A 14,468-nucleotide genomic window follows, 5' to 3' on the forward strand; every position below is an offset into this window, starting at 1 on the left:
GTAATTCCTGTCACCTCAGCAACTTTGGGCGACTTTTTAGACGTTTTCGCTGTAATTCCTGTCACCGCAGCAACTTTGAGCGATTATTTAGACGCTGTGGGCCGTAATTCCTGTCACCGCAGCAACTTTGGGCGACTATTTAGACGCTTTGCGCTGCAATTCCTGTCACCTTAGCAACTTTCCCGCCACGAGGCACCTCAGCTAGCCTAAAGACAAGAGCTCGCCCCCGCAGGGACGAGCTCTTCCTTTCTTGATGGCGTCGCATCGCCGGCCGCACGCTGCCAGCCTACAGCTTCACCTTCAACCCGGTGCGCGCGCTCTCGACGGCGCCGAACACCATGGCTACGCTCTTGATGTTGTCCAGGCAGTCGGTCTCGGCCGGGCGGCCCGCTTCGAGCGCCGCGAACATTTCGTCCAGGCAGCCCCAGTGTCCTTCGCTGCCGTCATACACGTCCTGGCCTTCGATGCGGACCATCTCCCGGATGAAGCCTTCCGGCTTCTCCGGATCGAGAACCTCGCCGTACGGCATCGACGAGCCGTCCCAGCGCGCGCCGCCTTTGCTCCCGGTGACGCGCCAATCCGATTCCCACGACGTGTTCAAGCCGTCCGCGCACCACGAGCCGCGGTAGGAGAACACGGAGCCGTCGCTCATTTCGTAGATGCAGATCGCCGACGCGTTGCCCGCATACCACGATCCCGGCGGGTTGAATTCATGGCAGTACACGGATACGGGATCCGCGCCCGTAATGAAACGCGCCTGGTCGAACGTGTGGATCGCCATATCGACGATCAGCGGGTTATCCATCGCGTCGCGGAAACCGCCGAAATGCGCGCCGAGGAAGAAGTCCGCATGAATCGAGCCGACCGTGCCGACGGCGCCGGAACCTACCAGATCGCGGTACGAGCGGATTTGCTTCATGAAGCGGCGATTCTGCATGACGGAGTACCGTTTGCCCGTGGCCTGGCTCACTTCGACGATCTCCTTGGCATCCGCGAACGATTCCGCCATCGGCTTCTCGCCGAACACGTTGCAGCCTGCCTGCATCGCCGTAATGGCGATTGTCTTATGGCTCGCCGGAATGGTCACGTCGAATACGAGATTCGCGCCCGTCGCCGCAAGCGCCGCGCTCAAATCCGTGAACGTCGGCACGTGCAGCCCCTTCTTCGCCGCCATCGCTTTCGCGCTCTCCTCGAAAATATCGACCAGGCCGACGATTTCGGCGTTCGCCCGCTGGATCGCATAATCGATCCAGGTATTGGACATGCCGCCGCAGCCGGCGACGATGATTTTATGTGTCATAGGTCAGTTAAACTCCTCTTCGTTATAATTAGGACCGGATACTCGAATGAAAGCAGCGGTATATGCGTATCGGATACGGCGGTCCCGCCAATGATTCCTCGCGCATTCCGTAACGAACCGTACGTACCTTCATCGAACATCTAGGGCGATTGTCTAACAGGCAACGCACCGCAAACGCCGTCACAGCCGCAGAGGGCAAGCGCCGCAATTGTGCGGCCTTACCTGCTTACAGCCAGCACCGCAACTGCTCGACCGTTCCCTGCTTACAGCCAGCACCGCAACTGCTCGACCGTTCCCTGCTTACAGCCTAGCGCCCCAACTGCTCGACCGTCCCCTGCTTACAGCCTAGCGCCCCAACTGCTCGACCGTTCCCTGCTTACTGCCTAGCGCCCCAATTGCTCGACCGTTCCCTGCTTACAGCAAGCGCCCCAACAGCTCGACCGTTCCCTGCTTACAGCCAGCGCAGCAATGACGCGCATTACCAGCTCGCAGCCAGCAGCTCTGCATTCACAACCCAGCTACTGCCGCCTCCTTCCACCCGCTACTCGACCGGATTCGGCACGAAGTCGCCGCCGCGGCAGCGTTTCAAATAATTCAGCGCATGCACTTGTCCCGTCATCTCCAGCTCGTCCCGATAAACCGGGTCATGCCAGCCCTCGATATCGATGCTGCCGACGTAGCCCGCCTGACGCAGGATCGAGATGATGTCCGTCCAGTTGGAATCGCCGAAGCCCGGCGTGCGGTGCCAGACGAACTCGCGCGGGCCGTGGATGCCGTACTCTTTCACGACATCCCAGGCGATCGTCGCGTCCTTGCCGTGCACGTTGAAAATTTTCCCTGACCCCGCCCACTTGCGAAGCTGCGGGATCGGATCGATCAGGCTGACCATCTGATGGCAAGGCTCCCATTGCAGCCCGACGTTGTCCGCCGGCAGCGCGTTGAACATCATCTCCCAAGCCGTCGGATTATGGGCGATGTTCCAGTCCCCTTCCTTCCACGTGCCGCCCATGTCGCAGTTCTCGAACGCCAGGCGCACGCCGCGCGCTTCCGCCCGTTTGGCCAGCTCGCCGAACACTTCCGCGTACCGTTTCATGGACTGGTCGATGCTGCCCGGCATGCGGCCGGTAAAGCCGTTGACGAGGTTCGTGCCGAACGCTTCGGCCGCGTCGATCAGACGCTCCCAGCTCGCCAGCGTATCCGCGTTGTCGCCCGTCCCCGTCAGCGGGTTCCCGAAGACGCCGATCGCCGAGATCGTGATGTCATGGCCTTCGATTTGCTCTCTGACCCGTTTGGCCAGCTCACCCAGATCCGCCCCGCGGGTAGACTGCCAGAAGGTCAACGCGAACGACTCGAAGCCGTGCGGGATAATTTGCGGAATGACTTTGTCTGCCGTGCCTCCGCCTACAAGGGTACCGATACGTATGGATTTCATGGCTGTTATTTCATCACCTTTCAGCGCGATGTGGAACTGAACTTATCGTACAGAAAGTTTCCCATTGAGACTAGCATCGAAATTGTGTTATATTCGTACAATCTTACGTTTCTTTCTCGGATAAAACGGTACCATGCACGCAGATGCTCATTCTCGTCGTAAAATCGTACGTTTCAGATAGGGAGGAATGTCGATGACGGTCAGTCCGCTCAAAGAAAATACGCCCATCCCCGACCGCACGTTCCCCATTAACGTGTTTATCGTCCAAGGCATCAGCACCCATTGGCATGATCATATCGAATGGGTTTACGTCCGCAAAGGACAGGCGCGCATCCAGGTAGACGGCGCTTTCCAGCAGCTCAGCGAAGGCGAGCTCGCCTTCGTCAACGCGAAACAGCTGCACAGCGCCGTACAGCTCACGCCCGACACGGAGCTGATCTGCATCGTGTTCAACGAGGCGCTCGTGCGCGGCAGCGGCCTGGACATCACCGAGCACCATTACTTCGTGCCGTACTTGAACCAACATATGAAATGGCCAAGCTGGATGCGGGCGGACGCCCCGTACATCGAGGAGATGAACGCCGCCTTCTCCCGCCTGCTCGTCGAATTCACGAACAAGCTGCCCGGCTATGAACTGCTCGTGAAGGCCGAGCTGCTGCGGATATTCGGGCTTTACTTCCGGTATGCGCAGCAATGCACGTCGCAATCGCTGCCGCGGGTGCAGAAACCGTACGATTTTACGAGCCTGCTGCAAACGCTGCGCGAACGGTACCAGGAGGCGATCAGCGTCGGCGAAGCCGCGAGGATGGTCAACCTCAGCCCGAATCATTTCTGCAAAATATTCAAAACCGTCACCGGCAAGACGCTGATCGAATACATGCACATGCTGCGCGTGCAGGAAGCCGAGCGCCTGCTGCTCGATACCGATTACCCCGTCACCGAAATCGCGAGCCTCGTCGGTTTCTCCAACATGACGTATTTCGGCCGGGTGTTCAAGAAAGTCCGCAGCAAAGCGCCTTCCGCGATCCGCAAAGGGCCGCCAACGCCGCTGCCGGAAGAGCGAAGCGGCGCGATATCGAAAATCGAGACTACATCATAGGGAGGATTCCATGCAACTGTTGAATCGCATTACTGACCGGGACATTCTTGGAGGGGCGCCGGATTTGCTGCCTGCGGTGAACCGTTACGCATCGCGGGGAATATTGCTGGACGCGCAGGATAACGTCGCCATGATGTATATGGCCAGACCTGCGCTGTACAAGCTGCCCGGCGGCGGCATGGAAGCCAACGAAACGCCGGAAACCGCCTTTCTGCGCGAAGTCCGGGAAGAAACGGGCTACGACGCCGAAATCCTGGAACAAATCGGGTATATTGAAGAGCATAAGAAACGGAATCAATACATGCAGCTATCCTATTGCTACATTGCACGCGCCAGCCAAGCCAACGAGACGGAGTTGACCCCGAACGAGAAACGGCTCGGCATGTCGGTCCGATGGATGACGATGGAGCAGGCGCTGAAGGCCATGGACGCCGGCATTGCGGCATGCGCCGATTATTCGACGAACTTCATGCTGCTGCGGGACAAGCTTATTCTCGAGGAAGCCGCAAGACATATCGCGTTTCCCGAATTCGGGGAGGCAGACTGAAGGCAGTCATCGTCCCTCGCCTGCGTTCCGTGACAGCACATCGCAAAAAGCCCGCAGACGTGAATGCGGACCCTTCAGCAAGGGTTCGATTCGCATCTGCGGGCTTTTGGGCTTGCGCGGCTTACTTCACGTAGATCCGCGCGCGCTCCTGCCATATTTCGCCCGGCGCAAGGCTGAACAAGCCGATCTCGTCCGCCGGCAGCTTCGTGTTCGGCGCATTGACGAGGCTCACTTGCGGCTCCGGACAGAAGAAGCCTTCCGTCGCGCCGTTGTTCCAGATCATCCACTGCTTGTACGACGTGCCTGCATCGTATACGAGCGTCAAGCCGGCTTTCGTATCCGTCAGCTCCATCCGGTTGCGGCCGTTCTGCGGCGCCACGGTATAGTGATTGTCCAGCGATTCGAAGAACGGATAGACGCCTTCGCCCTTCATCAGCTGCTCGTTCGCCGTCAGCGGCTGGAACTCGCCCGTCGGCAGCATGCGCTCGTTCAGATGCCAGCGCTCGCCGATCGTCAGCTTGAGGCGGTAATCCTTCGCGGAGTTCCCGGGCACGAACGGCGCGTTGATCGCCGTATGGAACGCGAACAGGCAAGGCAGCGCCTCGTCGCCTTCGTTGATGACCGTGAACTGCTGCTCCAATCCCAGGTCGCTGATCGCGTAACGCAGCCGAAGCGTGAAGCGGAACGGCAAATACTTGTACACCTCGCTCTGCTCGTTCACGCGAAGCGAAGCAACGACATAGCTCTCGGTCGCCGTCGCGCCGAAGTCCTCGACCGTCCACGTCTCGCTGTGCACGAAGCCGTGCAGATGGTTGCCCGTCGCCGGCTCGTTGACCGGGAATTCCAGCGTGCGGCCGTTCCACGGGAACTTGCCGTCCTCGAAACGGTTCGGCGGATACAGCACCGGAATGCCGTGGATAAACGGTCTTGCTTTGAACGACTCCATCTCGTCCTGCGTCGGTTCATGCAAGAGCGCGAAGCCGCGCTCGACGTCGCGGAACGCGATCAGATTGGCGCCGACTTCCGGAAGCAGTACGGCTTCATAACGGCCGAACTTCAGCCACACCGCCGGTTCGCCCTGATACGTATCTTGATAAGCTTGTTTGCCCGTCATAACAATCTCGACTCCTTTATGGTGGATCGATAATAGGTATTGCGAAACTATAATACCACTTTTCTCCACGTTGATGGAATAGCCCGGCCGTAGGAGCATACAAGCGGCAAACGCCTGTGTATACCCGCCAGCATCGCCAGCGGCAGCCCTCGCGAACAGCACGCCGCGCAAAAGCACAGCACCGCACGCCGCGCAGACCAAACAGCCGAACAGCCCGCATCACGCCTAACCGGCCAAGCCCGCGCCACGCGTTCCTACAAAAAATCCTCCCCGCCGTAACCGGCGGAGAGGATCTCGTCAACGTTAGCGCAAACCACGCATCTGCCGCGCGAACAAGGGCTGTACCGGCAGCTGCCATGAAGCATCAGGCATCAGGCATGAAACACGAAGTTTCAGACCGCGCGGCAAGCACCGACCGCATCCAATCAGAATCCGTAGCGCTTCAGCCACAGGCCGCACACCGTCGTCCATGACGCGACATGCGGATCGTCCTCGGCCAGTCCCATGCCGTGACGGCCTTTCTCGTACACGTGCAGATCGAACGGCACATCCGCGCGGCGCAAGGCCAAGGCGAATTCAAGCGCGTTCTCCACCGGCACCGCGCCGTCGTCGGACGTATGCCACAGGAACGTCGGCGGCGTGTCCGCCGTGACGCGCGTCTCGCTGCTCATCCGCTCGATCATCGCCGCTTCCGGCGCCTTGCCGAGCAAGTTCTCGCGCGAGCCCTCATGCGTGAACGGAGACTTCATCGTAATCACCGCGTAGCAGAGAATGAGCGCGTTCGGACGGCTCGACATCCGCTCGATCGGATCGCCCGCATCGGGATTGCCGGCATCGTACTGCGTACCCGCCGTCGAAGCCAGATGGCCCCCTGCGGAGAAGCCGAGAATGCCGATTTTCTGCTCGTCGATGCCCCACTCCGCCGCGTGCAGCCGCACGTAACGGATCGCGCGCTGCGCATCGAGCAGCGGGCTGGGATGCGAATACGGCGCCACGCGGTAGCGCAGCACGAATGCGGAAATGCCGATGCTGTTCAGCCACAGCGCGATCGGTTCGCCTTCGTGATCCGCCCGCATGCCGTAGCCGCCGCCGGGGAATACGATAACGGCGCCTCGGCTGCCATCCACCAGGTACGGCGTCAGCGCGGGACGGTCCTCATCGGTCGTCCCGGCCGCATGCGGCGCTCCCTCCGGCCACAGCTCGATTAACGCGTCCGCAGATCGAGCCATTTGATTTCCTCCGGCGTCAGGGCGATCGAAGTCGCTTCCTGGCAAGATTTCATTTCCGCTTCGTTGCGGGCGCCGATGATCGCCGCCGTAGGGAACGACTGATTCAGCACGTACGCGAGCGCGATCTGAATCGTCGAGTAGCCCTTCTTCTTGCCGAGCTCCTCGGCGCGGTAATAGCGCTCCCAGTTGTCGTCGTTGTAGAAGACGCGCACGAGATCGGCGTCCGAACGGTCGTCCTTCGTGAAGCGGCCGGTGAAGAAGCCGCGCGCCTGCGACGACCAGGAGAAGATCGGCAGACCGCTGTTCTCGTGCCAGGCCAGCGATGCTTCGTCCACGCTGATGCAGTCCGCCCAGTACGGCTCCTGCGCTTTGCCCAGGCTCAAGTTCGGGCTGCTGAATTCGAAGCCGCGCAAGCCGTGCGCCGCCGCGTATTCGTTCGCTTCCTGCAGCCTTGCGGTCGTCCAGTTGGAGCCGCCGAACGTGCGGATGCGACCCGCTTCGATGTGCTCGTTCAAGATTTCCACGATTTCGCCGACAGGTACGTTCAGATCGTCGCGGTGCAGCGCATAGACGTCGATGTAGTCCGTGCGCAGGCGCTCCAGGCTGATCATCATCTCGTCGTAAATCGCTTTCTTGTTCACTTGCGGCACCCCGTTATGCGGATGCCCGCCCTTCGTCCAGACATTGATGGAATCGCGGTTCTTGCGCTCTTCCATCCACATGCCGATTGCCTGCTCGCTCTTGCCGCCGGAGTAAATGTACGCCGTATCGATGGTGTTGCCGCCGATTGCGACGAACGCGTCCAGGTTCGCCCTAACCAGCTCGTACACCTCGGGAGCAAAATAATCGGAACCCATAATCAATTGCGATACGCCTTGCTTTAAGCCTGGAAGTTCGATATGTTTCATGAATTGTCTCTCCTTCTACAGCGTCACGCGCGTGCGGGAATACGCGGATTCCAGGCAGGCGTCGATCGCTTTCATGTTTGCTACAGCATCGGCTGGCGTGAATTTGACGGCTTCTTCTTCCCATACGCTGCGCGCGAATGCGTCTGCCTGAAGCGCGTACTGGTTCAGCGCCGGCTGCTTCACTTCGCGCTTGCCGTCCTTGGTATGCACGTAGAACGTCGGATCGTTGACGAAAGCGTTCGGGATTTCGATGCGCCCGCTCGTGCCGAGAATTTCAAGCGTATTGCGGAAATCGGCCCACATGCCGCAATCGAACGTCAGCGCCACGCTGTTCGGGAATTCCAGAATGCCCGACGCCATCATGTCGACGTTGTCATGCTCCGGCGAGATCAGGGCGTGCACCGTCGCCGCTTCAGGCTCCGCGTCCAGGATCAGGCGCGCCGCGCTGATCGGGTAGCAGCCGACGTCATAGAGCGAGCCGCCGCCCCATTCCCGGCGGTAGCGGACATTGCCGGAATCGCCGGCGTTGTTGAACGTGAACGCGCCGTGAATGCCGCGCAGGTCGCCGATTTCGCCGGAAGCGATAATCGCTTTGATCTCCTCGTAGCGAGGGTGGTGGCGGTACATGAACGCTTCGGCCAGGTGCACGCCGTGCTTCGCCGCCGCGTCGGCCATCCGCTGCGCCTCTTCGGCGTTCAGCGCGATCGGCTTCTCGCAGAGCACGTGCTTGCCCGCTTCCATGGCGCGAATCGACCACTCCATGTGCAGATGGTTAGGGAGCGGAATATAAATGGCGTCGATCTCTTGATCCGCCAATATTTCTTCATAGCTTCCATAGGCTTTCGGAATGCCGAGCTTGGCAGCGGTCTCTTCGGCTTTGGCAATTCCGCGGCTTGCAATCGCTGTCACTTCTCCGGTTGCGGATTGTTTAATACCCGGTATTACGGAATGAACGGCGATGCCCGCGCAGCCGACAACGCCCCAACGCAATTTACGAGTCAAATCGATAGCCACCTTTTTCGGTAAAATGAATTCGTCCCTAGTATAGTCCATTCCGATATGGGAAGAAATATAAAACAACTTCACTTCCATATAACAATCATGTCGTTATTGCTTGCTTTTCGACCGTTTTTCGCCTATCGTAACTAGATCAGAACCGAAGAAAGTAGGCTATTCCCGTGGAACACTTCCTAGAACAGCTCATCACCCGATACGGATATGCCGGCTTGACGATCGCGCTGGCGCTGGGAATCGTCGGCGTCCCCGTGCCAGACGAGGCGCTGCTAACCTACTCGGGCTATCTCGTCGGCGACGGCCGGCTGCTGGCGCCGCTCGTCGTGCTCAGCGCCTTCGTCGGGGCCGCCGCCGGCATTACGGTCAGCTACGCGCTCGGCAGCCGCCTCGGCTTGCCGTTCCTGCTGAAATACGGCCCTCGCATCCATCTGAATTCCGCCAAAATCGAACGCGCCCAAGACTGGATGAACCGCTACGGCCGCATCTTGCTGTTCGTCGGTTTCTTCATTCCGGGCTTCCGCCACGTTACGGCCTATATGGCCGGCATGTCCCGCTTCAAGCTGCGGACGTTCCTGCTGTACGCGTACGCGGGCGCGTTCCTGTGGAGCACCCTGTTCGTCTACGTCGGCTACCTGCTCGGCGAACAATGGGAATCGGTCAAAACATACGTGCATCACAATGGCCGAACGCTGCTGTTCGCAGGCTGCCTGCTGGCGCTCGCCGCACTGTTCTTCCGGTTCGTGCTGAACGGGCGGAAAGTGAAGGCATAAGGCCGCTGCTATGACAGGCATACCGCTACTGTGCCGCCGGGTCCACATCCGCCACGACGATGCCGAAATATTCCGCCAGCGCAGCAGCGTACTCGGCTTTCGTAGCAGGCTGAAGCACCGTCACGTTTCCGTTGCGGAACAAGCGGATTTCGCCGCCGGCGCCGGTGTTGCGGCCTTCCGGCGTGCAGATCGCGAGCTTCGTTTCCGCCCGGAACGGGGAATCCGGCGCGTACTGGCACCAGTAGCTCGCGAAGATATAATCGTCCGCCAGCTGCGGTTCTTCCGTGAACGAATACACGCGGCCCCATTCGCCTTTCTTCCGTTCGCTCAGGAACCAGCCGAATGCCGCGTCCCTGTCAAGCCGGTAGCATTCATCTCCCTGCGGCTGCCCGAGCCCGTCCTCGATCAACAGCGGGCGCCGCGGCACGCTGCCGCCTACGCCGACGTCGCACAGATAGAACCGGCCTTCCGCCTCGACCTTCAATACATGATGGCGCCGCTTGGGCGGCAGCGACGTTTCGTCGCGCCAGAAGCGCGCCACGAGATCCGTGACCGGATAGCCGAGTTCCCGCAGCAGCCAGGCGAAGAGCGCGTTCAGCTCGAAGCAGTAGCCGCCGCGGCGCCTGCGGACGATTTTGTCCCATAACGCTCCGGGCTCCAGCGACAGCGGCACGCCGTTCAATATATCCAGGTTCTCGTACGGCACTGCGTGCAGATGCGCATGCTGCAGCTCCGCCAGCATTTCGGCGCTGCCGTCCAGCGGTCCATCGTATGCGATCCGTTCGAGATATGCGGCGACTTCCGGTTTCAGGCTTTCTTCCCACTTCATTGCATGTCTCTCCTCTCGTAATGCCAGCGTAATCGGAGTCGTCTGGACACCGCTGCCCTGCCGTGACATAATCATCCTAACTCTACGGACCAGGAGGCAGCCTGCGCTCATGACGATTTTCAAAGGCGATATGTACTTCCAGCTGGATGACTTCCCATTCTACATCGACCGCTATACCATTCGGAAGAACGAGGCCATTCCGTCGCACACCCACGATTTCGTCGAGCTTGTGTTCGTCGTGGAGGGCAGCGCCATGCACGAAATGTCCGGCCATACGTACCAGCTTGCCGCCGGGAACGTCTTCGTGGTGGAGCCGAATGTCTACCATAGCTACAAATGCGAGCCGGACAAGGAAACCGTCGTCTACAACGTGCTCTTCGACGCGGCTTTCCTGCAGCGCGAGATGGAGGTGCTCCAGCAGATGCCTTCGTTCATCGATTTCTTCTATCTGGTTCCTTTCCTGCGCAAAAGCCAATCCTTCGTGCCGTATCACCCGCTGCAGCCGAGCCAAAAGGTTCACATCCAGGCCCATCTGCAGACGATATACGACGAGTTCAAGCAGCGGCGCGACGGCTACCAGCTCGTGATCAAAACCCGGCTGATCGAATGCCTCGTCTGGCTGAGCCGGTTCCATCAGGAGAACCGCGAAGCCGAGCATCGGCCGGGCATCGGCGACCGCGCCTGGATGGAGTCCATCGTCAACTTCGTCGACCAGCATTATTATCAGCCGCTTACGCTCCAGCAGCTGAGCCGGCTCAGCGGCATGAGCGTCTCGTCGTTCACGGCCAAATTCAAGGAAGCGGCCGGCATGAGCCTGCTTGACTATAAGCATACCGTGCAAGTCCGGCACGCGTCTACGCTGCTTCGCACGACGGACAAAAAAGTGCTCGATATCGCCCACGAAACCGGCTTCGGCGACATCAGCTTCTTCAACCGCATTTTCCGCAAACATACGGGCTTCTCGCCGAGAGAGTTCCGCTCCAGCTCGCCGCGCCCGTCATGAAGAGCAGCGCCGCGCATTCACCAGTGGTTTCCGGGCGTATTCCTGCGTGACCGGATCAGCTCTCTCCCTCTGCGCCATGCCGATTTGCGGCTTGGTCATTATATCGTCCGGCGATCGATTGCGGTGCAGCTTTGCGATTGGTCTTGTTCCAGGAATGTTCCTGAAATTGATTCCTTCCAAAAACAGTTGCAATGCGAACATTTGTTTGGTATCGTGAAATCAGCTGGAATTATTCGTGAACCGGCACAGGAGGCGCGATAAACCGAAATTTCGGGCATGCGGACCGATCAGCCGCCGGAGGGGAGAGAGAGGCCATGCGTTCATTCTTGAATCCGAAGATCTCGCAGCACTTCTCGGCCTATTCTCCATCGCATATTGCCGCGCTCGTCACGCTTGTCATGTCCGCCGTGCTGCTGTACCGGTATCGGCACAAGATTCGCCGGCAGCCGCGCGCAGTGCAAACCATCCGTTACGCGCTTCTCGCCTGCCTGGTTGTTCCGGAATGCTTCCTCTTCTTCTGGTACGCGGCTGAGGATCTTTGGGATCCGCAGTACACGCTGCCGCTTGAGCTATGCAGCATCTCGCAGCTGCTCGCCATCGCCATGCTGATCTCGCGCAGCCGTCTGCTGTACCAAATCGTCTTCCTCGCCGGCATCGGCGGCGCAATGCAAGCCATGCTGACGCCCGATCTCATTTACCCGTTTCCCCATTTCCGTTTCTTTCACTTTTTCATCGTACATATGGCCATCATTCTAGCTCCGCTCTATCTGACCTGGGTCGGCGGCTGCCGGCTCACATGGAAATCCGTCGGCATTACGATGATTTTCCTGAACATCTTAGTTGTCCTTGTGGGTGGCGTGGATTATTGGCTCGATGCCAACTACATGTTCCTCAGGCACAAGCCGGAAGCGGCTTCGCTATTGGATATACTGGGACCTTACCCCGCTTATCTGATCGCGGAAGAAGCTATTGCGGCTTGCATCTTCTCGTTGATGGTCTTGCCGTTTGTTATTTCCAAACGAAGATAACGAGTCGGCACGGTAGTCCGAGGATCCAAGGAGGATACGAATGGTCGAATTCATTGCCAAGCAGCGGTTTTCAGTGATTGGTAAATTAGGAGAAGGACGTTCCGCCGAGAGCTCGAAGTGGATACCGCCTTTATGGCAGGAGGCCAATAGCCGTTTTTCGGAAATCAGCGGTCTCGCGAAAATAGATGCCGATGGAAATTACGTCGGCATCTGGGGCGCAATGAGCGATGTTGGCGGCAATTTCGAAAGATGGCGCGAAGAAGGCAGTTATTTGGCGGGATGCGAAGTTGCCGACGATGCGCTGCCTCCGGCTGGATGGACGAAATGGACGATTCCCGCTTTCAAATACGCGGTATCGAAGTGCACGCAGGAGTCGTATCAAGCTGCCTTGGCAACTATGCTTTCGAACTTCCTGCCTGATCACAACCTTCAAGTTGTCGGCGCCATCCAAGAACTCTATCGTCCGAACGATCGCGGCGGAGAATTGTACTTATACATTCCAATCGAGAAAATCTGACCGCACTTCCGAACTCTGCATGCCTTCTATGCGAAAGCGGCAAAAGGCCGCATGAACGAAGCAGGGATGTCGGAACTCAACAAGGCTGCCGGAACGCAGCAAAAGCCGCCGGAAGTCAATTCCGGCAGCCTTCGCCACTCGCTTGTCCAACGTCCTATTCGAAGCGGACGAGGAAATAATTCTTTTTGCCTTTGCGCAGCACGATATATTTGCCATGGAGCCGCTGATCGGCGGCAATGAGGGTCTCGACGCCCGTCTGCTTGACGCCGTTCACCGAAATCGCGTTGCCCTCGATGTCTTGCTTCGCCTGCCGTTTCGACGGGGCGACGCCTGCTTCGATCAACAGGTCCATGAGCGGCTTCTCGTCTTGCGCCGGGAGCACCGTCGTCGGCAAATCCTGCAGCGCCTCGACCAGCTCCGCCTCCGTCAATTTCGTAATGTCGCCGGAGAACAGCGCCTGCGTAATTTTCTCGGCGGTCTCGACCGCATCCTCGCCATGCACGAGCTTGGTCACTTGGCGGGCAAGCTCGCGCTGCGCGGCGCGCTTCTCCGGCTGCTGCTTCAGCTCTTCTTCCAGCGCCTCGATCTCCGGGCGCGTCAGGAACGTGAAATATTTCAGGAACTTGATGACGTCGTTATCGTCCGTGTTCATCCAGAACTGATAGAAATGGTACACCGACGTCTTGTTCCGGTCGAGCCAGATCGCCCCCGTCTCGGACTTACCGAACTTCTTCCCGTCGCTCTTCGTTACGAGCGGCATCGTCAAGCCGAATGCGCCGCTGCCGCCCATTTTGCCGATCAGATCAAGCCCTGCGGTAATGTTGCCCCATTGATCGCTGCCGCCGACTTGCAGATGGCAGCCGTGTTCCTGGTGCAGCTTCCAGAAGTCGTATGCCTGCAGGATCATGTAGCTGAATTCCGTGAACGAGATACCGTTCGCGAGCCGCGAATCGACGGAGTCTTTGGCAAGCATGTAATTGACGGTGAAGTTCTTGCCGACATCGCGCAGGAACGAAATGACGTCCAGCTTCGAGATCCAGTCGTAGTTGCTTACCAGGCTGGCCGGGTTGCCGTCCGCTTCGAAATCGAGGAAACGGGAAAGCTGCCGTTTCAAGCTGTCCGTCCATTCCGCTACCGTATCCGACGTGTTGAGCGAGCGCTCCGTCGAACGGCCGCTCGGATCGCCGATCAAGCCGGTGCCGCCGCCAACCAATGCGATCGGCACATGTCCGGCATTCTGGAACCGGCGCAGCATCAGGATCGGCAGCAGGCTGCCGATATGCAGGCTGTCCGCGGTCGGATCGAAGCCGCAGTACAATGTTACGCGGTCCTCCTCCAGCTTCTTGCCTAAATTCTCGCGATCGGTGACTTGGTGCACCAGCCCGCGGTATTCCAGATCTTCCAATAATTCATTCTGCGCAATCGTCTCGTTCGTCATTGCTCGAATCCTCCCAGCGTGATATGAAAACAAAAAAGACCCGCCCTGTCAAAGACAGGGACGAGTCATCGCGGTACCACCCTAATTGAAGACGCGCTTGCTGCGCCGCCTTCCACTCGATCCGATAACGGCGGACGGCCGTCCCGCCCTTCTGCCCGCAGGCAGTTTCAGGCGAAGAAGCTCCGGGCTGTAATTCGCGTACGTTCACGTACCGGCTTGCACCAACCGCCGGCTCTCTGG

At 59.0% G+C, this 14,468-nt stretch carries 14 protein-coding genes and 1 other annotated feature (1 of these 15 running past the window's edge); of the genes, 6 read left to right on the plus strand and 8 right to left on the minus strand.

Annotated features, from left to right (window positions below; translation table 11 throughout):
- Positions 1-286: 286 nt before the first annotated feature.
- A complete protein-coding gene (locus GXP70_RS21820) occupies positions 287-1,300 on the minus strand; it encodes a Gfo/Idh/MocA family protein (protein ID WP_162358784.1) in 1,014 nt (337 codons plus the stop codon).
- 541 nt (positions 1,301-1,841) lie between these two features.
- The gene (locus tag GXP70_RS21825) at positions 1,842-2,732 is read right to left on the minus strand and encodes a sugar phosphate isomerase/epimerase family protein (RefSeq protein ID WP_162358785.1); all 891 of its coding nucleotides are present in this window, start codon (positions 2,730-2,732) and stop codon (positions 1,842-1,844) included.
- Between the two features lie 193 nt (positions 2,733-2,925).
- On the opposite strand from GXP70_RS21825, the gene GXP70_RS21830 reads away from it, so the two are divergent.
- Together GXP70_RS21830 and GXP70_RS21835 are read left to right on the plus strand one after the other, a co-directional pair.
- The gene (locus GXP70_RS21830) at positions 2,926-3,831 is read left to right on the plus strand and encodes a helix-turn-helix domain-containing protein (RefSeq protein ID WP_162358786.1); all 906 of its coding nucleotides are present in this window, start codon (positions 2,926-2,928) and stop codon (positions 3,829-3,831) included.
- A gap of 10 nt (positions 3,832-3,841) precedes the next feature.
- Positions 3,842-4,378: an NUDIX hydrolase gene (locus GXP70_RS21835; protein ID WP_162358787.1), complete on the plus strand. Its 537-nt coding sequence runs from the start codon at positions 3,842-3,844 to the stop codon at positions 4,376-4,378.
- Positions 4,379-4,499: 121 nt separating this feature from the next.
- On the opposite strand, the gene GXP70_RS21840 is transcribed toward GXP70_RS21835, so the two are convergent.
- The 4 genes from GXP70_RS21840 to GXP70_RS21855 all read right to left on the minus strand — a co-directional run bounded on the left by GXP70_RS21840 (position 4,500) and on the right by GXP70_RS21855 (position 8,631).
- A complete protein-coding gene (locus tag GXP70_RS21840) occupies positions 4,500-5,492 on the minus strand; it encodes an aldose 1-epimerase (RefSeq protein WP_162358788.1) in 993 nt (330 codons plus the stop codon).
- A 425-nt stretch (positions 5,493-5,917) separates the two neighbouring features.
- Positions 5,918-6,721, minus strand: a complete 804-nt coding sequence (locus GXP70_RS21845; RefSeq protein WP_162358789.1) for an alpha/beta hydrolase — start codon at positions 6,719-6,721, stop codon at positions 5,918-5,920.
- Complete coding sequence (locus GXP70_RS21850; RefSeq protein ID WP_162358790.1) at positions 6,697-7,629, minus strand: aldo/keto reductase; 933 nt, start codon at positions 7,627-7,629, stop codon at positions 6,697-6,699. Before GXP70_RS21850 ends, GXP70_RS21845 begins: the two co-directional genes overlap by 25 nt.
- A gap of 15 nt (positions 7,630-7,644) precedes the next feature.
- Positions 7,645-8,631 (minus strand): Gfo/Idh/MocA family protein, encoded by a 987-nt coding sequence (locus GXP70_RS21855; protein WP_225442516.1) that lies wholly within the window; start codon positions 8,629-8,631, stop codon positions 7,645-7,647.
- A 176-nt stretch (positions 8,632-8,807) separates the two neighbouring features.
- Between GXP70_RS21855 and GXP70_RS21860 the strand changes: the two genes are divergently transcribed.
- On the plus strand, positions 8,808-9,413 hold the full coding sequence (locus GXP70_RS21860; protein WP_162358791.1) for a DedA family protein: 606 nt from the start codon (positions 8,808-8,810) through the stop codon (positions 9,411-9,413).
- 25 nt (positions 9,414-9,438) lie between these two features.
- On the opposite strand, the gene GXP70_RS21865 is transcribed toward GXP70_RS21860, so the two are convergent.
- Entirely contained in the window at positions 9,439-10,242 is an 804-nt protein-coding gene (locus tag GXP70_RS21865; protein WP_162358792.1) for an arylamine N-acetyltransferase family protein, read from the minus strand.
- A gap of 109 nt (positions 10,243-10,351) precedes the next feature.
- Here GXP70_RS21865 and GXP70_RS21870 point away from each other — a divergent pair, with 109 nt between their 5' ends.
- The 3 genes from GXP70_RS21870 to GXP70_RS21880 all read left to right on the plus strand — a co-directional run bounded on the left by GXP70_RS21870 (position 10,352) and on the right by GXP70_RS21880 (position 12,790).
- The gene (locus GXP70_RS21870) at positions 10,352-11,245 is read left to right on the plus strand and encodes an AraC family transcriptional regulator (protein ID WP_162358793.1); all 894 of its coding nucleotides are present in this window, start codon (positions 10,352-10,354) and stop codon (positions 11,243-11,245) included.
- Between the two features lie 314 nt (positions 11,246-11,559).
- The gene (locus GXP70_RS21875; RefSeq protein ID WP_162358794.1) at positions 11,560-12,273 is read left to right on the plus strand and encodes a YwaF family protein; all 714 of its coding nucleotides are present in this window, start codon (positions 11,560-11,562) and stop codon (positions 12,271-12,273) included.
- Positions 12,274-12,313: 40 nt separating this feature from the next.
- Complete coding sequence (locus GXP70_RS21880; protein WP_162358795.1) at positions 12,314-12,790, plus strand: GyrI-like domain-containing protein; 477 nt, start codon at positions 12,314-12,316, stop codon at positions 12,788-12,790.
- A gap of 154 nt (positions 12,791-12,944) precedes the next feature.
- Here GXP70_RS21880 and tyrS read toward each other — a convergent pair whose 3' ends face one another.
- Positions 12,945-14,228, minus strand: a complete 1,284-nt coding sequence (tyrS, locus tag GXP70_RS21885) for a tyrosine--tRNA ligase (protein WP_162358796.1) — start codon at positions 14,226-14,228, stop codon at positions 12,945-12,947.
- Positions 14,229-14,281: 53 nt separating this feature from the next.
- Positions 14,282-14,468: a binding site (T-box leader), on the minus strand (it continues 42 nt past the right edge of the window).

It is taken from the genome of Paenibacillus lycopersici (assembly GCF_010119935.1).
GTDB lineage: Bacteria > Bacillota > Bacilli > Paenibacillales > Paenibacillaceae > Paenibacillus_Z > Paenibacillus_Z lycopersici.